Genomic DNA, 22,501 nt, shown 5'->3' with positions numbered 1-22,501 from the left:
AAGGAAAGATGATATATGAAATTCTGGTTTGTAACAGGTTCTCAGTTCCTGTACGGCGAGGAAACGCTCCGACAGGTCGAGGAGGACTCGAAAAAGATAGTTGCAGGACTGAAACTGCCTTTCCCCGTTGAGTACAAACTTACGGTAAAGAAAGAGTCCGAGATAACAAGCATCATCAAGGAAGCTAATTATGACGACGAGTGCGCGGGTATAATCACTTTCTGCCACACGTTCTCGCCTTCAAAAATGTGGATAAACGGTCTGAGAAGTCTTCAGAAGCCGTGGCTCCACTTCCATACTCAGTTCAATGACAATATCCCCAATGAGGCTATTGATATGGACTATATGAACCTCCATCAGTCCGCTCACGGCGACCGCGAGCACGGCTTTATCGGGGCGCGTCTGCGTATGCCGAGAGCTGTCGTTGCGGGGCACTGGTCTGACCCTGCCGTTCAGGAGAAGATCGCCGACTGGATGCGCGCGGCTGTGGGCGTTCAGTTCAGCAAGAACCTCAGGATAGTCCGCTTCGGAGACAATATGCGCGAGGTCGCTGTTACCGAGGGCGACAAGATAGAGGCACAGATCATTCTCGGCTGGCAGGTCAATACCTTCGCTGTCGGCGACCTTGTCCGCCTTATGAATGAGGTGACAGACTCCGAGATCGACGCTCTTATGAAGGAGTACGCCGAGCTCTATGACTTCGATAAGGCTGATGAAGAGTGTATACGTTATCAGGCACGCGAGGAGATCGCTATCGAGAAGATACTCGTTCGCGAGGGAGCTAAAGCTTTCTCGAACACTTTCCAGGATCTGCACGGCATGAGACAGCTTCCCGGTCTCGCTGCTCAGCACCTTATGCACAAAGGCTACGGCTTCGGCGCTGAAGGCGACTGGAAAACAGCAGGTATGACTGCTATCGTAAAGGCTATGTATCCCGATGGTTACACCTCTTTCATGGAGGATTACAACTACGACTACAAGCACGAGCTCATCCTCGGCTCGCATATGCTTGAGGTTTGTCCGTCTATTGCTGCTGACAGACCGAGAATAGAAGTCCATCCGCTCGGTATCGGCGACAGGGAAGCTCCCGCTCGTCTCGTTTTCGAGGGCAGGGCTGGCTCTGCAAAGGCTCTCTCTCTTATCGACATCGGCGGCAGACTTCGTCTCATAGCTCAGGATGTTGAGTGCGAAAAGCCTTTCCAGTCTATGCCCAATCTTCCCGTTGCAAGGACGATGTGGAAGCCCGCTCCCTCTTTCCTTGAGGGACTGGAGTGCTGGATAATTGCAGGCGGCGCTCATCATACCGTTCTCTCATACGATATCACCGACGAGACCGTTCGCGATTTTGCACGCATCATGGGTATCGAGCTCGTTGTTATCAACAAGGATACAAAAAAATATCAGCTTGAGCGCGATATGATGCTGGGAGACGTTATCTATGGACGTTAAAGAGCTCAAAGAACGCGTACTGAAAGCAAATCTGCTTCTTCCAAAGTACGGACTCGTTACTTTTACGTGGGGCAATGTCAGCGAGTATGACCGTGAATCGGGTCTCGTGGCTATAAAGCCGAGCGGTGTTGAGTACGACTCTATGACCGCCGACGATATCGTCGTTATGACTCTGGACGGCGAGAAGGTTGAGGGGAAACTGTCCCCGTCGAGCGATACGCCTACACATCTTGAAATATACAGGAATTTTGACGGCGTTTGCGGTGTTGTGCATACTCACAGCCGCTATGCTACCTCCTTTGCGCAGGCTTGCATGGGCATACCTCCGCTCGGAACTACTCACGGCGACTACTTCTACGGCGAGATTCCGTGTACACGTGAGATGACCGATGCCGAGGTCAAGGGCGAATATGAGCTCGAGACAGGTAAGGTCATCGTTGAGTGCTGTAAGGAATATGCGAATATTCCCGCTGTCCTTGTGGCTAATCACGGTCCATTCGTTTGGGGCGGGGACTGCATGGAAGCTGTGCATAATTCGGTCGTTCTCGAGGAACTCTCGGCTATGGCGTGGATAACGAAGACTCTGCGTTCGGATACTCCGAATATGCCGCAGAGACTGCTTGATAAGCACTTCTTCCGCAAGCACGGAGCCAACGCTTACTACGGACAAAAATAGTGTTCGTGTATATCAATTAAATAAGAATTTCCCTCCAATACCAAGGCAAGCCGCGTGATGTTTATTGCGCGGTTTGCTTTTTTTCGTTCCGCAAGCCTTGATATTCTTTTCTATTTGTGTTATAATTAATGTGTACTCAATAACCGCTTTAATTGTATTCTAACTAAAACGGAGGTGCTGTTATGAAACTGCTCAGCTGTAAGAACTGCGGTGCTCCTATGGTCATCGAACCGACGGGGGCTACGGCACTATGCCCTTACTGCCGCTCAAAATACGTGCTCGACCACAGCGATACCGACTACTACCGCGACTTCTATGAGCATATGAGAGGCTTCTTTGCGCTTTCCAAGAATGCTCAGGAAAGGCGTTCACGCGCCGATGAGCTCTGGAACAGCGCTTCGGAGAAGATCTTTGAGTGCTCGGACGGGAGAAGGATAGATATCAGGAGCCTTCATATGCACTCCGAAAAGGATGCGGAAGTTTATACCGCGCGTCAGAATGTGATCTTCCGCTTCGAGCCGCTGAATATCCGAAATGCCGATAAATTCCGCTCAGCTGTGTCTTCGCTCGACTATCCGTCTGCCGACACTAAGAGCCTTTCCGATTTCTTTCCCGTTATAAGCGGCGGATTCACGCTCGCTGACGGCTCTGCTCTCCTTGCTGTCAAAAAAAGTGAGGACGAGTACCCGCTGAGGCTGTTCGGAAAGCTTGGCGGACGTCACGCCGCATGGATCGTTAGCAGACTTGAAAACCTCTGCTGCGTTCTTGAATATAACAGTCTCGTTCATACCGAGCTCGGTATCGATTCTGTATACATCAACCCTTATGACCATACGGCAAGCCTTTACGGCGGCTGGCACAGGGTTGTCCGCAATAATACTGCTTCTGACGGCATCGTGCGCACTACACGCGATAATCTCGTTTCTCTTCGCGAAACAGCGGCTGCTGTGCTCGGATTCGCAACAAGGGCTGAAGTCAGAGCGTCAGATGACCTTCCGCAGCCTTTTGCCGACTTCCTGCGAGGTGCTCCCGAGAGCAACGCTTACGACGATTTCGCGCTCTGGGACGATGTGCTCATCAAGTCGTACGGCGAGCGAAGGTTCATGACTATGGATACCGACGACGAGCAGATCTACGGAAAGAGGTAGGCTATGGGTCGAGGAAGCTATACTGCGAGCGACTGGACAAAGCTGCGCTCATCGTTCGGAAAAGAGCGATCTTCCGAGAAGCTCTTTACCGCTCTTGCTCGGGACGGAGCGCCGCACGATCTCAGCGGCGTGTACCGCGAGGCTCGCGACAATGAGGATTCTCCCGAGTCTACGCCTGTTATCATCGGGTTTGATGTCACGGCTTCTATGGGTTATCTCGCAGAGGAGCTCGCTCTGAACTCGCTGAACAAGGCGATAATGTACATATACGAGAACAAGCCGATACTCTGCCCGCAGATAATGTGCTGCGCGATAGGTGACTGCAAGTCGGATATGATGCCTTTGCAGGTCACTCAGTTCGAGAGCGATATCCGCATAATAAGGCAGCTTACAAGCCTTTGTCTCGAGGGCGGAGGCGGAGGCAACGGCGGTGAATCCTATAATCTTGCATGGTATTTTGCGGCTAAGCGTACTCTGACCGATAACTTTGAAAAACGCCGCAAAAAAGGTATCCTCATTACTATCGGCGATGACTGCTGCCATAAGGTGCTGACACGCGCCGAGATAAAACGCGTTTTCGGCGATGTCTCCGATTATGACCTCTCAAGTGAGGAGCTGATCGCTGCTGCCGAAGAAAAGTACCACGTTTTCCATATCTGTATCGACAGAGGCGCTCCCGAGGATGCCCGTATTTTCGCGGACTGGCGCTCACTCATGCAGGGCAGGGCTGCTGCTGTCAGCAAGCACGATATTTCTTGTCTCTCGGAACTGATATATGCGCTTATTTCAGTCGCCGAGGGTCGCTCTCCGAACGAGGCGCTCGCTTCTGTTGAACAGCGCGCAGCAGAGATCGCGGCTCGCTCGCTCGCCTACATAAGTATTTCCGATAACAATAATATTTCATTCTGAGGAGGTTTTTCAAATGGGAAGAGGAAGCTATAGTTCAGCTGACTGGAACAAGCTTAAAAACAGTAAGGGTATAACTGCGTCATCGACTGCAGAGCAGCTGTTCAGCGGCAATAAGGTAAACGAGAAGTATCTGCCGCAGTTCATCAATGTCCGCGAATCCCGTGACAGTGAGGATTCTCCCGAGTCAACTCCTGTCATCATCGGCTTTGATTCAACAGGCTCTATGGGGTATCTTGCGGCTGAGATCGCAAAGAATTCTCTCAACAGGACTGCTACCATGATCCTCGAGAAGCGCCCTGTGACCGACCCACATATCATGTGCGCTGCATTTACAGACCCGAATCCCAATGTGATCTATCCGCCGCTTCAGGTAACTCAGTTCGAGGCTGATATCCGCGTTGTCGAGCAGCTGCTCGAATTTGCGCTGGACGGTGGCAATATGTACAGCTATGATTCGCTCGTCTGGTACTTTGCTGACAAGCATACTTCCACGGACTGCTATGAGAAGCGCGGTAAAAAGGGCTTCATCTTCTGCATTGGTGATGAGGTCTGCGACGGCGGCAATGAGGACATACTGTCAGCGAGAAACATTTCCGAGGTGTACGGAGATAACGCCGAGCACGGTTATTCGACGGTCGGTCTTTACACCGAAACAAGCGAGAAATATGAGATCTTCCACATTATTACAGGCTGTCGTACCGAAATGGCGTTCAATACGTGGGAAAAGCTTATTCCAGGACGAAACGCTGTCATCCCGTCCGAAAATATCAACTTCCTTGCTGAGCTGATGATCTCGCTTATGCAGCTTGTCGGCGGCATGACCAAGGAGGAGACTGTTTCCCAGTGGAGCGGTAAGGCTAAAGAGGTCGTGGAGTCCGCTCTATCGACTATCGATCTCGAGGCTATGTCAGAACGTACCAAAGCTCGTGCGGGTGTACCTGATGCTGACGAGTCTGCGGCTGACGACAAGAAGCAGGGATTTTTCTCTAAGCTGTTCAACTAATGCGGAGCAGGATAATTATAGGCAAGAGCTTTGGCGACGAGGGCAAGGGACTTGCGACCGATACTTATGCGCTTGAGGCTGTACGCAGCGGTTTGTCCGCTGTCTGTGTACGGCATAACGGCGGAGCACAGGCAGGACATACTGTTGACCTGCCTGACTGTCGGTTCGTGTTCTCACAGCTCTCGTCGGCTTCGTTCAGAGGGATAGATACCTTTTGGGCTGACAGCTTTATGCCCGATCTGTTCAAGCTTACCGACGAGGTCGAAAGATTCCGCGGTACGGGACGTAATGTTCCGAGTATTTTTGCCTCGCCTTTGTGCCGATGTACTTATATCGGAGATGTGCTGATAAATATGATACTGGAGTCTTCACGCGGCACGGCTCGGCACGGTTCGTGCGGAATGGGGATAAATGAAGCCGCTGTCCGCTCGGAGACTGTTCCGATAAGGCTCGGCGATGTTATCGGTAAGGATGCGGATCTTTTATTCGGGCTCCTCGCTGAGACAGCGCGTGACTACACTCCCAAAAGAGCGGAACAGCTCGGGCTCGACCTCGGAAGGGCAGGAGAATACGGCGAAATGCTGACGGATATGAATGTACTGCGCAATGCTGCGGAGGCTATGTGCCGCAGCGCCGAGTTTGTGATGCTTCGCGAAAATGACTTCATCACGGATCTTGACGAGGTCATTTTTGAAGGAGCACAGGGTCTTTTGCTCGACGAGATGAATCTTGAGTATGCTCCGCACCTCACCTCGTCGCGGACAGGTCTTTTCGAGCCTGCAAGGATAATGCGCTCCGTTTTTAACGACGATATGCCCGATATTGAGATCGTTTTTGTTACGCGCTCGTACGTGACGCGTCACGGAGCAGGACTGCTGCCGTATGAAAGTCTGTTCGACAAGCACAAATATAATATCATTGACCGCACGAATGTTCCGAACGAGTGGCAGGGCTCGCTGAGATTTGCTCCGCACGGCAGCACGGGCGAATTTATGTGTGCTGTGGAACATGACTTGTCCGAGAGTGGTATTCCCGCGTCAAAAAGCCTGTTCGTGACACATCTCAACGAGACCGACGGCTGTATCGTGACAAAACAGGGGAATGTTCCCGTTGAAACTTTCTGCCGTGAAGAGAAGATATCCTCCGTTTTTGACAGCTTTCGTATGTCGTATACCCCATATGCCAAGGACGTTATCACTCGATGAAAGTCAATTTTGACTAATTTTTTAAAATTTTGTATTGACTTTTTGTTGATTGTCGGATATACTAAAGTTGAAGAGTGTTTTTTGACATAATTTACGAGGAGTGATGAATATGCGTTTTAAAAAGTTCTCTATGCTTACGGCAGGTATCTTAAGCCTTTCGCTCGCTTTCGGTACTGTCGGTTCTTTCCCGCCGCAGTCCCATGCGGAGAGGTATGCTGCTTCCGCTGCTTCGGAGGAGAGTTCGGAGCGCTATGAGTACGCTCTTGAGAATGTGTTGATCTCAAAGATCGATGACTTCGGCGATTATGCGGTGATCAGCGTTATTCCCAACAGTGGAGGTTTCTATAACAGACACAGTGTCTGTGAGTTATCTTTCAAAATGCCCTTTTTTTCAGACGGGAACGCCGATGCTGCATGGAAAAAAACTCGCGCATACCTGAGTCTGCTCAGAGAGGGCATCACCGTTTCTATGACTGTTGCTTCCGACCAAAAATATGAAGACCCGAGTTCATCTCCCGATACTGAGGATAAATTCCCGTTCGAGACATACGGCAGCTACCTATTCAGCGAAATAGTTTCCCTGCATTCGGACTTTATCAGCTTCTACGGTGATATCAACGCCGACGGAGTTGTCGATTCCTTCGATACCGTGCTTTATCGCATGGAGATCGCAGGTACGAACGATATGACGCTGTCCGTTGAACAGTTTAAAAACGCCGATATCAACTGTGACGATATCATCGACGAGGAAGACCTCGAAGCTGTCACGGATTTCGTGCTCGGTAAGACAAGAGAATTCAACAAGGTCGGTACTCTCAGAAGCATCGACATCTGTGCCGATATCAGCGAGCCTATGGCTATGGGCAAGCGCACTGATGAAAAGTTTGCGGCGGCTGAAATGAACCTCGGCGTCGAGCTGCTCAAAAAGTGCTTCGACCCGAATTCCGCCGATAAGAAAAACTCACTTCTTTCTCCGCTGTCCATTTCTGCCGCCCTTGCGATGACTGCTAACGGTGCCGACGGCGATACTCTCGATGAAATGGAAAAAGTGCTCGGAAACGGTCTGACTATCGACCAGCTCAATGATTATATGGCGTACTATTTCCAGACTCTTCCCGATTACCCGAGTGAGAAGCTCTACGTTGCGGATTCTATATGGTTCAGGGACGACCCGACTTTCAAGGTCTATGACGATTTCCTGAACAAGAATGTCAAGTATTACGGCTCGCAGCTTTATAAGGCTCCGTTTGACGATTCTACCGTCCTTGATGTTAATAGCTGGGTGAATGAGCACACCAAGGGTATGATACCGACTCTCCTTAAAAAAGGTCAGCTTTCATCCACTGATAAGAGAATGATGATGATGCTCATTAATACGCTCTATTTTGAGTGCGACTGGGCTGACCCTTACATTCAGTCATATGACGGCGTTTTCAACGCTTATAACGGCAGCGAGAATGCTGTAAAGTGTATGTACAGCCAGGAAGCTCATTATTATGACCTCGGCGATGCCGACGCTTTCGATAAGCCCTTTGCAGGCGGTGACTACAAGTTCGTTGGTATTCTTCCTCACGACGACATTAAGAAATACATCATGGGGCTTGATGCAGATAAGCTCATTGAGGGACTATCCGAGTACGAGAACCCCGAAAAGATAGAGCTGCACGTGATGATCCCCAAGTTCAAGTACAGCTTCGATGCTTCTCTCAAGTACGTTCTTCCCGAGCTTGGCATGAACAGCGCTTTCGACCCCTTGAAAGCTGATTTTTCAAAGATAAACGACCTCTCGGTCGAGGGTGCTCAGCCTCTGTATATCGACGATGTTCTCCACAAGACCCGTATCGAGGTCTGCGAAAACGGTGTTAAAGCCGCCGCTGTTACAGCTGTCGAGCTGGCGTGCGGAGCTGCTGCCCCCGAAGAAAAGAGGATCATTTATATCGAGCTTGACAGACCGTTCGTATACATGATACTCGACAGGAATAATGTTCCCGTATTCATTGGTGCTGCTTCCGATATTTCCGAAAACTGACCACCACAAGCCCTCATGTACGGCGAGGGGAGGAACAATCTTACTGTTTGAAAAAAATTTTTCAAAACCTATTGACAAATTGAAAATTGCGTGTTATAATTCATACAACAAAACCGTTGACGCGGAGATAACGGTGATGATGCTTCCACAGAGAGCCCTGTCTGCTGAGAATGGGTGAAAAACAAGTCATCAAATGGACCGCTGAGGGCGCAGTCAAATGCCTTATGGCAGAGTATTCTGCGACGTGCTGACATACGTGAGTTGTCGGGGATATGATAGTATCCTGCTAAGTGCGCAGTTTTTTGCTGCGAATCAAGGTGGCACCGCGGATTAGTTTTATTCGTCCTTGACAGAGATGAAAGTCTTTGTCAGGGACTTTTGTTTTGTCCGACTTTATTTGGAGGTGCAATCATGAAATTCTACCCAACTCTTGAGACAGCCAAGGAATATGCATCACAAGGAAAATACGACATAATGCCCGTGAGCTGCGAGCTCCTCTCCGATATCTGCTCGCCGATCGAAGCTGTGAAGATACTGAAAAATGTTTCCTCACACTGCTATCTGCTTGAATCGGCTCACGACAGGGAGCGCTGGGGACGCTATACTTTCCTCGGCTACAAGCCCGCTCTCGAGCTTACCTGCTCTGACAATATGATCACCATCGGCGGCAAGGATATCGAAACTACTGACCCGACTTCACATATCCGAGAGCTCCTTGCAAAGTACCGCAGCCCCCGCGTTGATGGGCTGCCGCCGTTCACGGGTGGTCTCGTAGGCTACTTTGCCTACGACTTCATCGGCTACAGCGAGCCGACGGTCAAGCTGCCCGTTGAAGACAGCGAACACTTCAAGAATGCCGACCTTATGCTCTTTGACAAGGTCATCGCTTTCGATAACTACCGCGGCAGGCTCGTGCTCATCGCGAATATGAAGCTTACCGATATCGAAAACAGCTATAAACGCGCTTGTATGGAGCTCGAGCAGATCGCTGATCTCCTGAGCAGCGGTAAGCCCTGCAACGAGCCGAACGGACGCCTCAGGAGCGAGGTCACGGAACTGTTCTCCAAAGACGAATTCTGCTCGATGATAGAACGTGCAAAGCAGCATATCTTCGACGGCGATATCTTCCAGATAGTCCTCTCGAACCGCCTCTGCGCCGAATATGACGGCAGCCTCCTGAATGCCTACCGCATTCTTCGCACGACGAACCCCTCGCCGTATATGTTCTACTTCTCGGGAACGGATGTCGAGATAGCGGGCGCTTCTCCCGAGACTCTCGTCAAGCTCGAAAACGGCGTGCTTCATACGTTCCCGCTCGCAGGCACCAGACCGAGAGGAAAGTCGGACGAGGAGGATGCGGCTCTTGAGACTGAGCTTCTTGCCGATGAAAAAGAGCTCGCGGAACACAATATGCTCGTTGACCTCGGACGCAACGACCTCGGACGTATAAGCAAGTTCGGTTCCGTCAGCGTCGAGCAGTACAAGAGTATCCTTCGGTTCTCGCACGTTATGCATATCGGTTCAACGGTACGCGGCGTGATCCGCGATGACTGCGATGCTCTCGATGCAGTGAATTCGGTGCTTCCCGCAGGTACGCTCTCGGGGGCTCCGAAGATTCGTGCTTGTCAGCTCATCGCCGAACTCGAGAACAACAAGAGAGGTCTCTACGGCGGTGCGATCGGCTACATCGACTTCACAGGCAATCTCGACACCTGTATTGCGATACGCTCTGCATTCAAGAAGAACGGCAAGGTCTTTATAAGAAGCGGTGCAGGCATCGTCGCCGATTCAGTTCCCGAGAATGAGTACCGCGAGTGCCGCAACAAGGCGGCGGCAGTGGTCGAGGCTCTGAAAGCCGCAGAGGAGGTAGAATAATGATACTTCTTATCGATAATTACGACAGCTTCTCCTATAACCTTTTCCAGCTCGTGGGAGAATTAAGACCCGACATCAAAGTTATACGCAACGACGAAATGACAATCGAGGAGATACGCAGACTGGCTCCCGAGAAGATGATACTCTCACCAGGACCCGGACGTCCCGAGGACGCGGGTGTTACGGTAGAGGCGGCGGCTACGCTTGCAAAGGAGATCCCCACACTCGGCGTTTGTCTCGGACATCAGGCTATTTGTATGGCGTACGGCGCGGAGATAGTCCACGCGAAACAACTCATGCACGGCAAGCAGAGTACAGTCAAGGTCGATACGTCGTGCCCGCTTTTCCGCGGACTCCCCGAGAATACGGAGGTCGCGAGGTATCACTCGCTCGCGGCAGTCGGACTTCCCGAGTGCCTGAAGGCGACGGCAGTCACCGACGACGGCGAGATAATGGCTGTACAGCATGAGCAGTACCCTATATACGGCGTGCAGTTCCACCCCGAGTCGATACTGACTCCGCTCGGAAAGGCTATGCTGAAAAACTTTGTTGAATTATGATCGGAGGTAATTATTATGATCGAACAGGCGATAGTTAAGATCGTTGACAAGCAGGATCTGACATATGATGAGGCATACGAGGTAATTAGCGAGATAATGTCGGGAAAGACGAGCGCTACCCAGAATGCGGCTTTTCTTGCTGCCCTTTCCACTAAATCTACAAAAGCTGAAACGACTGAGGAAATTGCAGGCTGTGCGGCTGCAATGCGTGATGCGGCTATAAAATTCGAGAACGATGACGACCTTCTCGAAATAGTCGGCACGGGCGGCGACAACGCTCACAGCTTTAATATCTCCACTACTTCGGCAATGGTCATCGCTTCTGCGGGGGTTAAGGTCGCTAAACACGGAAACCGCGCTGCTTCGTCACTTTCAGGTACTGCCGATTGTCTCGAAGCTCTCGGCGTCAACATTGATATGAGCCCCGAAAAGTGCCGCGTGATGCTCGACGAGACAAATTTCTGCTTCTTCTTCGCTCAGAAGTACCACACCTCCATGAAGTACGTCGGACCAATTCGCAGAGAGCTCGGTATTCGCACCGTATTCAATATCCTCGGTCCGCTTACAAATCCGTCAAGTCCCAAACGTTTCCTCCTCGGAGTGTATGACCCGTCACTCGTCGAGCCGCTTGCTCAGGTTCTGATGAACCTCGGCGTGAAGCGGGGGATGGTCGTTCACGGGACCGAGAAACTCGACGAGATATCTATTGCTGCTCCGACTAAGATATGCGAATTCAAAGACGGCTGGTTCAAGAGCTATACAATCACTCCTCAGCAGTTCGGATTGAAAGGCGGTACTCATGAGGACATCATGGGCGGTACTCCCGCTGAGAACGCCGAGATAACACGCAGTATCCTCAGAGGCGATGAAAAAGGTGCAAAGCGTGAAACCGTACTGCTCAACTCGGGCGCTGCGCTGTGTATCGCCGAGAAGGCAGACAGTATCGCTGAGGGTGTAAAGCTCGCTGCCGAGCTGATAGATTCGGGAGCAGCTTTTGCGGCTCTTGAAAAGGTCATCGCCGTTTCAAACAGATAAGGAGCTTTTATGACTATACTTGACAAGCTCGCCGACCATGCAAAAGAACGCGTTGAGGCAGAGAAAAAAATCGTTTCCGCAGACGAGATGAGGGCTAATGCTCTCGCTTTGCCGAAGGGCGGTTTCGAGTTCGAGAAGGCGCTCGCAAAGAATGGGCTTTCATTCATCTGCGAGTGCAAGAAGGCAAGTCCGTCCAAAGGTGTTATTGCCGAGGATTTTCCTTACCTCGACATAGCAAGGCAGTATGAGGCTGCGGGTGCGGACTGCATATCCGTGCTCACCGAGCCGAAGTGGTTCCTCGGAAGCAGCGGCTACCTCCGTGAGATAGCAGCGAATGTAAGCATACCCTGCCTTCGCAAAGACTTCACTGTCGATGAGTATATGATTTACGAGGCGAAAATCCTCGGAGCTAAGGCTGTACTGCTGATTTGCTCTATACTCTCGGCAGCGCAGATAGAACGATATATCGGTGTTTGCGATGACCTCGGGCTCTCAGCTCTTGTTGAGGCTCACGATGAGGACGAGGTAAGAACTGCTGTTTCGGTCGGCGCTCGCATCATCGGTGTGAATAACCGTAACCTTGCCGATTTCTCGGTCGATACCGACAACAGCCGCCGTCTGAGAGAACTCGTTCCCGCTGATGTGCTTTTCGTTTCCGAGAGCGGCGTTACTTCCCGCGAGGATACAGCTCGGCTCGAAGCGGCGGGTGCCGACGCAGTGCTGATAGGTGAGGCGCTTATGAGAGCTCCCGATATTGCCGAAAAGCTCCGCGAGCTGAAAGGCGGCAGCGTATGACGCGGATAAAGCTCTGCGGACTGCGCTCGGTAGCTGATGTCTCCGCCGTACTGGAGCTCCGGCCCGAATATGCGGGATTTATCCTGTCGGGTGGATTCAGGCGCTCCATTTCACACGGTGATTTCTACAAGCTCTCGGAAATGCTCGCAGGCAGCTCCATACTGCGTGTCGGCGTTTTCGTGAATGAGCCGCTCGATTCGCTTGCAGGCTTCGTCGGAAAGCTCGACCTTATCCAGCTTCACGGAAGTGAGGACGATGACTATATCCGTTCGCTGAGAGAAGTCACCGACAAGCCTGTCATCAAGGCTTTTTCGGTCAGGAGCGAGGCTGATATCGAAGCGGCTCGCGAAAGTTCCGCGGACTTTGTACTCCTCGACAGCGGGACGGGTACGGGCAGCCCATTCGACCACTCTCTTATAAAGGATATCGGCAGACCATTCTTTCTCGCGGGTGGACTTGCTCCCCAAAATGTCGGCGAGGCGATTGCTCGGTTTGAGCCGTTTGCGGTCGATGCGAGCAGCTCTCTCGAAACAGACGGTATTAATGATATGGCTAAGATGACTGCGTTTGTGGATGCAGTAAGATATCCGTTCGCGAATCCTTGAGATCGGCGCAAAGCAAATTATATTTTTGCTACAGACGGTGCGTCGAGCTACATGAGAGATAAAATATACGAAATGGACGAATATACCTTCGGCAAGTGGACGGAGTACCACCTTGCAACCTGCGAAAGACAGGACATCATCGGCATATCCGACCACACCCTTGATATACTCCGAAAGAATCAGAAGTAACGAAAGGAAAGATAGTATGTCACAATCAAAGGGACGCTTCGGCGTACACGGCGGTCAGTACATTCCCGAGACCCTGATGAATGCCGTTATCGAGCTCGAAAAGGAATACGAGCACTACAAGAACGACCCCGATTTTGTACGTGAGCTCGACGACCTGCTTAAAAAATATGCGGGCAGACCGTCGCTCCTCTATTTTGCTGAGAAGCTCACGAATACGCTCGGCGGTGCGAAGATATACCTCAAGCGCGAGGACCTCAACCACACGGGCTCGCACAAGATAAACAACGTCCTCGGACAGGCTCTGCTCGCGAAGAAAATGGGCAAGACCCGCCTCATTGCGGAGACAGGCGCAGGTCAGCACGGAGTTGCAACTGCTACTGCGGCAGCTCTTCTTGGTATGGAATGCGTCGTATTCATGGGCGAGGAGGACACAAAGCGACAGGCTCTGAACGTCTACCGTATGCGGCTTCTCGGAGCTGAAGTTATCCCCGTTAAAAGCGGCACCGCTACTCTGAAGGACGCTGTGTCAGAGGCTATGCGTGAGTGGACTTCGCGTATCGACGATACTCATTACTGCCTCGGCTCTGTAATGGGTCCGCACCCGTTCCCGACAATCGTCCGCGATTTCCAGTCGGTTATCTCAAAAGAAGCCCGAGAGCAGATACTCGAGTACGAGGGCAGGCTCCCCGATGCGGTAATCGCCTGTGTAGGCGGCGGCTCCAACGCCATCGGCAGCTTCTACAACTTCATCGGCGACGAGAGCGTCCGCCTCATCGGCTGTGAGGCTGCGGGAAGAGGTATTGACACCTTCGAGACTGCGGCTACCGTCAACACGGGCAGGCTCGGTATCTTCCACGGTATGAAGAGTTATTTCTGCCAGGACAAATACGGTCAGATAGCTCCTGTTTACTCCATTTCAGCGGGACTCGACTACCCCGGTGTCGGTCCCGAGCACGCATATCTTCACGATATCGGCCGTGCGGAATATGTCCCGATAACCGATGACGAGGCTGTCAACGCTTTTGAATTTCTGTCGCGTACCGAGGGTATCATTCCCGCTATTGAATCTGCTCACGCTGTTGCTTATGCAATGAAGCTCGCTCCTGCTATGGATAAGGACAAGATAATCATCGTGACGGTTTCGGGCAGGGGAGACAAGGACTGCGCCGCTATTGCACGCTACAGAGGGGAGGATATCTATGAGTAATATCGCAAGCGCTTTCAAAAACGGTAAGGCTTTCATACCGTTCATAACCTGCGGAGACCCCGACCTTGAAACTACGGGGAAGATCGTCCGTGAAATGGCTGCAAAGGGCGCCGACCTCATTGAGCTCGGCATTCCGTTCTCCGACCCGACTGCCGAAGGTCCTGTTATCCAGGCTGCGAATATTCGCGCTCTTGCGGGGGGAGTTACTACCGATAAGATATTCGAGTTCGTGAAGGAGCTCCGCCGTGATGTGAAGATACCGCTCGTGTTTATGACTTATGCTAATGTCGTTTTCTCATATGACGCCGAGCGCTTTATGGCTCGCTGCTGCGAGACAGGAGTGGACGGGATCATTCTTCCAGATCTTCCGTTCGAGGAAAAGGACGAGTTCATGCCTGTTTGCAAACAGTACGGCGTCGACCTCATCTCGCTGATTGCTCCGACTTCCGCCGACCGTATCGCTATGATCGCGAAGGAAGCTGACGGCTTCATTTACATCGTTTCAAGTCTCGGAGTTACGGGTGTCCGTTCGCAGATAACAACGGATATCTCGTCAATCGTTAAGGTCATACGCGAGAATACGGATGTACCCTGCGCTGTCGGTTTCGGTATATCTACACCTGAGCAGGCAGCAAAAATGTCTGAGTATGCGGACGGCGTTATCGTCGGTTCTGCTATAGTCAGACAAATCGCCGAGTACGGCAGAGAGGCTGCTGCGCCTGTCGGCGAGTTTGTCGCCAAGATGAAAGCTGCACTGAAATAAAAACAACGCACCAGAGGGCTCCCTTTAGAGTGCTTCCCTTAGCGGAATTTGTGGGCTACCGAGCCGTAAAATTACGGTACATATTCGGTATCCTGCGAAACCGCCAAAGGGGGCTCCCTTTGGTGCGTTGTTCTTTTATTTGAAAAGAGACTTGAATCTCTTCATTGCTTCAATCGTATTTTCGGTGTTGTTGAATGCTGTCAGCCTGAAGTGCTTATTGCCGTTTTTGCCGAAGCCTGCGCCTGGAGTTCCTACTACTCCCGCTTTTTCAAGAAGGAAATCAAAGAACTGCCAGCTGTCCATGCCGAACGGGCACTCGAACCAGATGTATGGCGAATTGATGCCGCCTGTGTATCGGATGCCGAGCTCTTCCATTGTATCAGCTATGATACGCGCGTTTTTCATATAGTACGCCGTCATCTCACGGGCTTCGTTTATTCCTGCGTCTGAGAATACTGCCGCTGCCGCTCGCTGTACCACGTAGGGAACACCGTTGAATTTCGTACACTGACGCCTGTTCCACATCTTGTTGAGGCTCATCTCCCTGCCGTCAGAGGTAGTTGACGTCACGGCTTTGGGTACTATCGTATATCCGCATCGTGTTCCTGTGAAGCCTGCCGTTTTCGAGAGGGAGCAGAACTCTACGGCGCATTTTTTTGCGCCTTCAATTTCATAAATGGAGTGGGGTAGGCTTTCGTCGGAGACAAAGCTCTCATATGCCGAATCAAACAGGATAACTGCGTCGTTTTCAAGTGCGTAGCTGACCCATTCGCGAAGCTGTTCTCTGTTATAGCACGCTCCCGTGGGATTGTTCGGTGAACAGATATAGATGATATCTGCATGGACGCTGTGCTCGGGCATTGGGAGAAAATCGTTTTCGGCTGTGCCGTTGATATATACGATGTTTCTGCCGTTCATCGTGTTTGTGTCGACGTATACGGGATAGACGGGGTCGGGGATTAGTACCGTATTATCACGCGAGAAGAGGTCAGTGATGTTGCCTGTGTCTGACTTCGCACCGTCGGATACGAATATCTCGTCCTCTTCAAGCTGAACGCCAAAGGTCCTGTAGTGTTATCTTTATCTTTGGATATATAAATGGCACTTTTTCTTCAGCGACACCTGCGGCGTCAGACCACAGCACCCTACTCACTCATTTTTTAAGAAGTGAAAGTATGGCTTTGGTGTTTCTGCGCTTTACTGTGCAAGTCTGATCTTTGCAGTTTGCACACTTCAAGACCTGATTTGAGCCCTCCCAGAAGCGCTCGGGATGAAATGTCCATTCAAATTCCCACGTAACTATGACTGCCGTTCCCATAAGGAAGAGCGTCCAGCCGAAAAATGAGTTCAGAAACAGACAGGGAGTGAACATAAAGAAATGTCCCCAGTCGTAAATTCGGCAGTTAACGCAGCATTTGTCCTTTTGTCCGAATGCCTGGAACGGACAGAAGAGAAGTATGCATATGTAATCACACAGGAAATATATCGACGTCAGCAGCACAAGCTCGGGTTTTCCGATAACTCCCGTAAAAAACAAGACCGCAAAAATCGAATTAAGCGCAAACCATGCAAGCATCGAACGCCATGCTTTCTTATTCTCGTTCTGCACATATCTGAGGAGCTCGAGCTCCGAATATCCTTCAACAGGTACATAATTGACTTTTCGTTTCTTGCCCGCACCCATTGTCATAAACCTCGGCGGTACGATATGCAGCGACATCAGTCCCATGAATACGAGCCACATCAGATGCATGAAGTTGAAGCCGCGCTTTACAGGGGTGATCGTGTATTCGTAGAATATCTCCTTGTCACGGAGATAGAGGTATACCATTATGATAACAGCAGCGAGGCGAAATGCGAATTTTATAAAGTATACCTTCATTTTCCATGTTTTGAAGTACTTCATAATTCGGCACCTCCCGACATAATTATTTAGCATTAATATTATACAACAATATTTTTCAATTGTCAAAGCATTTTTTATGACTTTTGGTCAATCATTGGGCTGCGTTGCCCTATTTGCCGAATCAACCGCTTTCGCGCCCGCTCGACAAGTTTTTTCACCTTGCTGCCGTTGACAAATCCTGAGCTTTGGTATATAATAAGTATGTACACGTAAATTGTGTCTTTGTCGGGGGCGTAAAGGTTTCGACGGGGTACTTGAAGTGTGATAAGCGAGCGGAGTACGGCGTGAGCTCCATAACCGTCGCCACGTTTAAATATAAACGCAAGAAATAACATTACAGTTTCTAGAAATAGCGAACTGGTAGCTGCTTAAGTCAGCTACTGTCCACCGGGAGAGTACCGCGGCTCTCGCTTGGGCATTGATTAGCGGTGAACGTCGTGCGGAAGTGTCCGTGTCCGCATGATGTATACGGACTACTTTGTCTCTCAGCCCGACTATCGGCGGTCTGACAGGGGAATCATAATAGGTAGGATACGCTCGTAGAAAGTTGCATGGATATTACTTCGGACAGGGGTTCAATTCCCCTCGCCTCCACCACTTAAATATGCGTATTTTTAAAGTAAAAAAGTCGCATGAAAAAAGCCGTAGATACGTTAAACAGCGTATTTACGGCTTTTACGTTTTCTCAAAAATATGCACTTTTGTTCAGCGAGGGGTACATATCAGGAATATCCGACGCATTTTGTGTCTCAGAAAACTGAAATCGTCTCCTCGCAAATCAGTGCGACAGTGCGACAGAAACACCTTTCCGACTTTCCGGTTTTCCGGTAGTTTCCGGTACTCTGGTGAACTTTGTGGTACTTTCCGGTGCTTTTAACGTAATAATATATGCTGTATACCCCTCTGTCCCCTTGAGACAGTGCGACAATGCGACAGGTATAATTTTCGGAAAATTCCTTGGAAATAAAAATACGCAGGTACGGCATGAGGTTATAAAAAATAGCGGAACGACTGCAATAGGTTCGCTTTGATACGAATCATTCAGCTGTATTTGTTTTTATTGACACTGAGCATATATTCTGATATAATTGCTACTAAGATAAATCGATATTCAGAGGTGAACATTATGAGTTTGGGCATCGGAGGTTGGGCTTATTTGATAGCAGAAAACGAAAGCATTGTCCAATACAAATATGGAAGTTTTGACTGGAATAATCCTGAGCATTATAATGATGATAAAAAATGCGATGGTCAAATAATTATACATAAAGGTTTATTATCAAAACCATCTGATAGTAGCCGATTGATAAAGGAAAGAGTAATAGAAATTGTGAATTGTTGTAATTGTTGGGCGAAAACTCGGGATGAATTTGAAATAGACACTATTGCATTGAGCTTGTTATATAAAATATTTAAAGAATATAGGATCAGCAATCAATTTCCAGAAAAATGCACTTTGTGTAAATGAAGCTATTTTATGAGACATATATTCCTATTTTGTTCAGCACCACATAATAAAAATTCCCCGAAGCGATCGGTGAACTCACTTAACCGCTTCGGGGGAAATATTTTACTGCTTCATATAAAACTCACATTCATAACCGTCCGCACGGAGCAGAAGTTCCTCAGCCCATTCGGGAGTTTTCTCCATTAAGCAGCATACCTGTTCAACAGAAGTATCGTTAGTGCATTCTACGATAACTTCATCGTGAACGTGTCCGACTATGTCCATATCCTTCATAGCCGCCATAGAATGCAGCAGAATGTCTCTTGCTACGCCCTGAGTGATGTTCTCAACCAGTTTAGCGCCATAGGTCCTTAAGCGTGCCCACTTCTTGTTGTCGCCGACACCCTCATAGGTGATTAACGTCTTGCCATTCTCGTCCTTCTCGACCTTTGGTCTGACGTAGGCAAGTCTGCGTCCTGACGGCAGCTCTATGAATAAAATGCCTATCTCATAAGAGAACTTCAATCTGCCGAAGGTAATGCTGCTCTGGTCTGTAATGACCTTGACTGCAACGGACTGAACATCATTCCAGAATTTAACGATATTCGGTGACGATGCTCTCCAATCATTTACAAGCGAATAAAGCTCGTCATCAGTGAGTTTCAATTCCGTGCCGCCCATAGCCTTGATAGCTCCGATGGAACCGCCGTAACCGCAAGCAAGCTCAGCTATCTTGCCCTTCTGTCTCAGATGACTGTTTACGCCGTTTTTCTCAACAGGAACTCCGAACATCTTTGAAGCGGAAGCACAGTAGATATCCTCGCCGTTTGCAAAAGCTTCCATTCTCCACTTCTCATCGGCGAGCCATGAAAGTACTCTTGCCTCGATAGCGGAGAAGTCAGCGACTATAAATTTCTTGCCGTCCGGTGGGATAAATGCTGTTCGTATAAGCTGTGAAAGAACGTCGGGAATATAATCATACGCCTCCTTAACGGTATCAAAATCTCCGCTCTTGATAAGACCTTTGACCTCAGCGAGGTTATCAAGGTGATTCTGCGGCAAATTCTGTAACTGAATTAGGCGACCTGCAAATCTGCCTGTTCTGTTAGCACCGTAGAAGCTGAACATTCCTCTTGCTCTGCCGTCCTCACAAGACGCATTCAGCATCGTATGGTACTTGCTGACGGATGACTTGGAAAGCTGCTGATACAGCGTAAGGACTTCCTTAACATCTTCGGAAGCGGTTTCCAGTATCTTTGGTACAGCCTTTTTGTCAAGCGATTCAGCTTCAATACCCTTACGCAAGAGCCACTCCTTCATCTGTGAAGGCGAGTTGGGGTTATCAATACCCGTCAGTTCTTTCAGCTTCGGGAAAAGCTCAGTCTTGACGTTATTATCAAGCTCTACAGCCTTTTCAGCGAATTGTGTGTCTACAAGAATGCCTCTGTCGTTGATGCGCTGGTCGATATAGAATTCTTCCCATATAAAGTCGGGAACAGGCACTTCCGAAAGCAGACGCTGTATTTTCAACTCGACTTCAACATCTCGTCTGTTATACTCGATAAACTCCTTCCACTTCTTCGGCGCATCGGATTTGTCGTGAAACAGCAGGTTGCCTTGTTTGTCCTGATGAAGTGTGCAGAAAAACTTGATAAGGTCTTTGCCCTCGGACAGTTTCTTTTCTTTCAGTCTCAGCAGCTTTCCCATATCGTCAAGTGAGGACATCATACCGAGGTATCTGCTGTGAATCATATCACACTGCCATGATTCCGGGTCAAGGTAGTTGCCGACAGCATCTTCAAAATCAAGCAGATCGGGATAGTTTCGGCGCAGATAAACCGAAAGGCAGACACGCTCAAACATAACATTAAACGCCTTCTTGATAATACTTTTGTCTGTTAAGGCACTCAGTATCTCATTGGGAAGTGTGTCGCCGTTAGCAATGTCGCAGGTCGCAACTGCACCGCCGTCGATCGAATAGGAAACAAGTAACAGGTCGAAGAATTCCGACTCTGCATATCTGTATACGCCGCATTCCTTGATGTTCTCATCGGATGCGGTCTCAATATCAATAGTTATAACTTGCATAATAAAGCCTCCTGTAAGTGTGGGACAGCCGCAGTAACAGCTGCCCCTTTGTTTTAGTCTACAAAAATCTTCTTTGTGTCACGGTCGATCTTGATATTCTTTTTCAGCTTAACATCTATGGTATCGCCAACTTCGATGCGCTCGACAGTATCATTAAGAAACGTCAGGACATCTTCGTTGCATTCCTCTCTGACGTAGTCTGTAAACATATCCTTGATGAAACAAATATCATCAAGCGTGAAAAACTTCTTTGACGCTTCCTGCTCGCTGATTCTGCGGTTTATCTTCTGTATCTGCTCGTCCATGCTGCCGATCTCAGTAATAATTGAAGGTATGCTCTCGCCGCTTGCAACAACATCCATAAGGTTCTTACGCCTTTTCTCGATGTCAGCCTTCTCATCGTTAAGAAGGGTTATCTGGAGGTCTATAGCCTCGTTCTGAGACTCGCTGTACTTGTTGAGCCTATGTAAGAGTTCTTCAATGTTCGCAGGTGAAAATATGCACTCTCTCAGACCGTATGCTATCATATCATCGAGGTACTTCTCGTTTACCGTCTTAGGCGTGAAGCAGTCGCAGCTGAATCTGTACTGCTTGACGGGTTCACCGTTCTTGTTGGTCTTGCTGTACTGAACCTTGCCTTTAAGCGGCTTTCCGCACTTGCTGCAAAAAATTTTGCCGTTCATGGGGTAAAAATTCTTACCGTTGTGGTTTCTGATCTTGCTCTTGTGATCTCTCATACGTTCCTGAACCTTATTGAACAGCTCTTCATCTACAATAGCCGGAACGCCTCCGATAACGTGATAGCACTCGCTCTCGTCTTTTAACTTGTGGCTGTTACGCATACCACGGAAGTCCTTGCCTGTGCGCTTGTTCCAGAAGTAATTGCCGCAATACTTTTCGTTTTCAAGAATGCTTTTAATAGAAGTCTTACCAAATGTTTCGCCTTTGGCTGTCTTGTAGCCGTTGTTATCGAGCCATTCGATAATTCTATCATAACTCATACCGGCGGCATACATCTCGAAAATATGCTTAACAGCAGGTTCTTTCGCCATATCTATATGTAGTCTTTTGTCCAGACCGACCGTATAGCCGTAAGGAGGAGGTCCGCCGTTGTGGAGCATCTTTTCAGCGTTGACCTTTAAACCTTTTAAAGTTTCACGGCTAAGTCGTATCGAGTACTTCTCTGCTGCTACAGCTTCTTCAAGTATCTCAGCCATATCATCAGGGTTCATTGAATCAAGTCCGTCAGTCGAAATTATTCTTATGCCCTTCAAGGCAAGCTCATAAATAACATTAAGCTGGTCACGGGCGTTTCTGTTGGAACGGTCGAAGTGGTGAATAAGAATGATGGTAGCCTTGGAAGTACTCTCAATATCACTCAGCATTTTCAAAAATCCGGTTCGATTTTTCATTGTAGTTCCGCTTTTGGCGACGTCTTCGTAGCTGCCGACTATCTTGATATTATTCTCTTTTGCAAACTGACGAATAGCATCTTCCTGAGCGCTAAGACTGTTGTTGCCTATCTGATTGTGAGAACTGATACGCCGGTACATAAAAGCGTACCTGATATTATTATCTTTCATTTTACCCAATCCTCTCATAGCATTAATTG

19 protein-coding genes, 1 other RNA gene and 1 pseudogene are annotated in these 22,501 nt (G+C 49.3%); 17 read left to right on the top strand and 4 right to left on the bottom strand.

The genetic code is table 11. The features are described 5' to 3' along the window. The first annotated feature begins 15 nt into the window (after positions 1-15). The 15 genes from araA (at position 16) to trpA (ending at position 15,448) form a co-directional block, all read left to right on the top strand. Entirely contained in the window at positions 16-1,449 is a 1,434-nt protein-coding gene (araA, locus tag BMX22_RS01290; RefSeq protein WP_074740121.1) for an L-arabinose isomerase, read from the top strand. Beyond that, entirely contained in the window at positions 1,439-2,125 is a 687-nt protein-coding gene (locus BMX22_RS01285) for an L-ribulose-5-phosphate 4-epimerase (protein ID WP_074740120.1), read from the top strand. Before araA ends, BMX22_RS01285 begins: the two co-directional genes overlap by 11 nt. A gap of 182 nt (positions 2,126-2,307) precedes the next feature. Continuing rightward, on the top strand, positions 2,308-3,273 hold the full coding sequence (locus BMX22_RS01280) for a hypothetical protein (protein ID WP_074740119.1): 966 nt from the start codon (positions 2,308-2,310) through the stop codon (positions 3,271-3,273). Between the two features lie 3 nt (positions 3,274-3,276). Further along, on the top strand, positions 3,277-4,182 hold the full coding sequence (locus tag BMX22_RS01275; protein WP_074740118.1) for a hypothetical protein: 906 nt from the start codon (positions 3,277-3,279) through the stop codon (positions 4,180-4,182). A gap of 13 nt (positions 4,183-4,195) precedes the next feature. Further along, positions 4,196-5,185 carry a hypothetical protein gene (locus BMX22_RS01270; RefSeq protein ID WP_074740117.1) on the top strand — a complete coding sequence of 330 codons (990 nt, stop codon included), beginning with the start codon at positions 4,196-4,198 and terminating at the stop codon, positions 5,183-5,185. Continuing rightward, the gene (locus BMX22_RS01265) at positions 5,185-6,390 is read left to right on the top strand and encodes an adenylosuccinate synthetase (protein WP_074740116.1); all 1,206 of its coding nucleotides are present in this window, start codon (positions 5,185-5,187) and stop codon (positions 6,388-6,390) included. The genes BMX22_RS01270 and BMX22_RS01265 overlap by 1 nt, the downstream gene beginning before the upstream one ends. A 109-nt stretch (positions 6,391-6,499) precedes the next feature. Then, positions 6,500-8,419 (top strand): serpin family protein, encoded by a 1,920-nt coding sequence (locus BMX22_RS01260; RefSeq protein WP_177172949.1) that lies wholly within the window; start codon positions 6,500-6,502, stop codon positions 8,417-8,419. Between the two features lie 411 nt (positions 8,420-8,830). After that, positions 8,831-10,294 (top strand): anthranilate synthase component I family protein, encoded by a 1,464-nt coding sequence (locus BMX22_RS01255; protein ID WP_074740114.1) that lies wholly within the window; start codon positions 8,831-8,833, stop codon positions 10,292-10,294. Then, complete coding sequence (locus tag BMX22_RS01250) at positions 10,294-10,854, top strand: anthranilate synthase component II (RefSeq protein WP_074740113.1); 561 nt, start codon at positions 10,294-10,296, stop codon at positions 10,852-10,854. Before BMX22_RS01255 ends, BMX22_RS01250 begins: the two co-directional genes overlap by 1 nt. A gap of 15 nt (positions 10,855-10,869) precedes the next feature. Continuing rightward, the gene (gene trpD, locus BMX22_RS01245; RefSeq protein WP_074740112.1) at positions 10,870-11,889 is read left to right on the top strand and encodes an anthranilate phosphoribosyltransferase; all 1,020 of its coding nucleotides are present in this window, start codon (positions 10,870-10,872) and stop codon (positions 11,887-11,889) included. A 9-nt stretch (positions 11,890-11,898) separates the two neighbouring features. Continuing rightward, positions 11,899-12,684 carry an indole-3-glycerol phosphate synthase TrpC gene (trpC, locus tag BMX22_RS01240; RefSeq protein ID WP_074740111.1) on the top strand — a complete coding sequence of 262 codons (786 nt, stop codon included), beginning with the start codon at positions 11,899-11,901 and terminating at the stop codon, positions 12,682-12,684. Next, positions 12,681-13,289, top strand: a complete 609-nt coding sequence (locus BMX22_RS01235) for a phosphoribosylanthranilate isomerase (RefSeq protein WP_074740110.1) — start codon at positions 12,681-12,683, stop codon at positions 13,287-13,289. The genes trpC and BMX22_RS01235 overlap by 4 nt, the downstream gene beginning before the upstream one ends. Positions 13,290-13,340: 51 nt before the next feature. Continuing rightward, complete coding sequence (locus BMX22_RS16315; protein ID WP_177172948.1) at positions 13,341-13,478, top strand: hypothetical protein; 138 nt, start codon at positions 13,341-13,343, stop codon at positions 13,476-13,478. A 16-nt stretch (positions 13,479-13,494) separates the two neighbouring features. Beyond that, complete coding sequence (gene trpB / locus BMX22_RS01230) at positions 13,495-14,685, top strand: tryptophan synthase subunit beta (protein WP_074740109.1); 1,191 nt, start codon at positions 13,495-13,497, stop codon at positions 14,683-14,685. Further along, a complete protein-coding gene (trpA, locus tag BMX22_RS01225; protein WP_074740108.1) occupies positions 14,678-15,448 on the top strand; it encodes a tryptophan synthase subunit alpha in 771 nt (256 codons plus the stop codon). Before trpB ends, trpA begins: the two co-directional genes overlap by 8 nt. A 135-nt stretch (positions 15,449-15,583) precedes the next feature. Here trpA and BMX22_RS01220 read toward each other — a convergent pair. Next, positions 15,584-16,522 (bottom strand): annotated as a pseudogene (locus tag BMX22_RS01220) (LL-diaminopimelate aminotransferase); the annotation flags it as partial. 79 nt (positions 16,523-16,601) lie between these two features. After that, positions 16,602-17,354 (bottom strand): hypothetical protein, encoded by a 753-nt coding sequence (locus tag BMX22_RS01215; RefSeq protein WP_074740107.1) that lies wholly within the window; start codon positions 17,352-17,354, stop codon positions 16,602-16,604. A 227-nt stretch (positions 17,355-17,581) separates the two neighbouring features. Between BMX22_RS01215 and ssrA the strand changes: the two genes are divergently transcribed. Next, positions 17,582-17,951: a transfer-messenger RNA gene (gene ssrA, locus BMX22_RS01210) on the top strand. Between the two features lie 529 nt (positions 17,952-18,480). Beyond that, entirely contained in the window at positions 18,481-18,822 is a 342-nt protein-coding gene (locus tag BMX22_RS01205) for a hypothetical protein (protein WP_074740106.1), read from the top strand. 102 nt (positions 18,823-18,924) lie between these two features. On the opposite strand, the gene BMX22_RS01200 is transcribed toward BMX22_RS01205, so the two are convergent. Continuing rightward, a complete protein-coding gene (locus BMX22_RS01200) occupies positions 18,925-20,889 on the bottom strand; it encodes a DNA polymerase (RefSeq protein ID WP_074740105.1) in 1,965 nt (654 codons plus the stop codon). A gap of 53 nt (positions 20,890-20,942) precedes the next feature. Then, positions 20,943-22,472, bottom strand: a complete 1,530-nt coding sequence (locus BMX22_RS01195; protein ID WP_074740104.1) for a recombinase family protein — start codon at positions 22,470-22,472, stop codon at positions 20,943-20,945. Between the last annotated feature and the right edge of the window lie 29 nt (positions 22,473-22,501).

The organism is Ruminococcus sp. YRD2003 (assembly GCA_900109435.1).
GTDB classification, from domain to species: domain Bacteria; phylum Bacillota; class Clostridia; order Oscillospirales; family Ruminococcaceae; genus Ruminococcus; species Ruminococcus flavefaciens_G.
The sequence above is the reverse complement of the archived record's forward strand: the minus strand, read 5'-3'. Positions and strand labels throughout refer to the sequence as shown.

Excerpts from the sequence above, each read along its gene's own strand:
- trpA (WP_074740108.1), top strand. The coding sequence starts at position 14,678 with ATGAGTAATATCGCAAGCGCTTTCAAAAACGGTAAGGCTTTCATACCG.
- BMX22_RS01275 (WP_074740118.1), top strand. The coding sequence starts at position 3,277 with ATGGGTCGAGGAAGCTATACTGCGAGCGACTGGACAAAGCTGCGCTCA.
- trpB (WP_074740109.1), top strand. The coding sequence starts at position 13,495 with ATGTCACAATCAAAGGGACGCTTCGGCGTACACGGCGGTCAGTACATT.
- BMX22_RS01205 (WP_074740106.1), top strand. The coding sequence starts at position 18,481 with ATGAGTTTGGGCATCGGAGGTTGGGCTTATTTGATAGCAGAAAACGAA.
- BMX22_RS01285 (WP_074740120.1), top strand. The coding sequence starts at position 1,439 with ATGGACGTTAAAGAGCTCAAAGAACGCGTACTGAAAGCAAATCTGCTT.
- BMX22_RS01260 (WP_177172949.1), top strand. The coding sequence starts at position 6,500 with ATGCGTTTTAAAAAGTTCTCTATGCTTACGGCAGGTATCTTAAGCCTT.
- BMX22_RS01270 (WP_074740117.1), top strand. The coding sequence starts at position 4,196 with ATGGGAAGAGGAAGCTATAGTTCAGCTGACTGGAACAAGCTTAAAAAC.
- BMX22_RS16315 (WP_177172948.1), top strand. The coding sequence starts at position 13,341 with ATGAGAGATAAAATATACGAAATGGACGAATATACCTTCGGCAAGTGG.
- BMX22_RS01195 (WP_074740104.1), bottom strand. The coding sequence starts at position 22,472 with ATGAAAGATAATAATATCAGGTACGCTTTTATGTACCGGCGTATCAGT.
- BMX22_RS01235 (WP_074740110.1), top strand. The coding sequence starts at position 12,681 with ATGACGCGGATAAAGCTCTGCGGACTGCGCTCGGTAGCTGATGTCTCC.
- BMX22_RS01250 (WP_074740113.1), top strand. The coding sequence starts at position 10,294 with ATGATACTTCTTATCGATAATTACGACAGCTTCTCCTATAACCTTTTC.
- BMX22_RS01255 (WP_074740114.1), top strand. The coding sequence starts at position 8,831 with ATGAAATTCTACCCAACTCTTGAGACAGCCAAGGAATATGCATCACAA.
- BMX22_RS01265 (WP_074740116.1), top strand. The coding sequence starts at position 5,185 with ATGCGGAGCAGGATAATTATAGGCAAGAGCTTTGGCGACGAGGGCAAG.
- BMX22_RS01280 (WP_074740119.1), top strand. The coding sequence starts at position 2,308 with ATGAAACTGCTCAGCTGTAAGAACTGCGGTGCTCCTATGGTCATCGAA.
- trpC (WP_074740111.1), top strand. The coding sequence starts at position 11,899 with ATGACTATACTTGACAAGCTCGCCGACCATGCAAAAGAACGCGTTGAG.
- BMX22_RS01215 (WP_074740107.1), bottom strand. The coding sequence starts at position 17,354 with ATGAAGTACTTCAAAACATGGAAAATGAAGGTATACTTTATAAAATTC.
- BMX22_RS01200 (WP_074740105.1), bottom strand. The coding sequence starts at position 20,889 with ATGCAAGTTATAACTATTGATATTGAGACCGCATCCGATGAGAACATC.
- trpD (WP_074740112.1), top strand. The coding sequence starts at position 10,870 with ATGATCGAACAGGCGATAGTTAAGATCGTTGACAAGCAGGATCTGACA.
- araA (WP_074740121.1), top strand. The coding sequence starts at position 16 with ATGAAATTCTGGTTTGTAACAGGTTCTCAGTTCCTGTACGGCGAGGAA.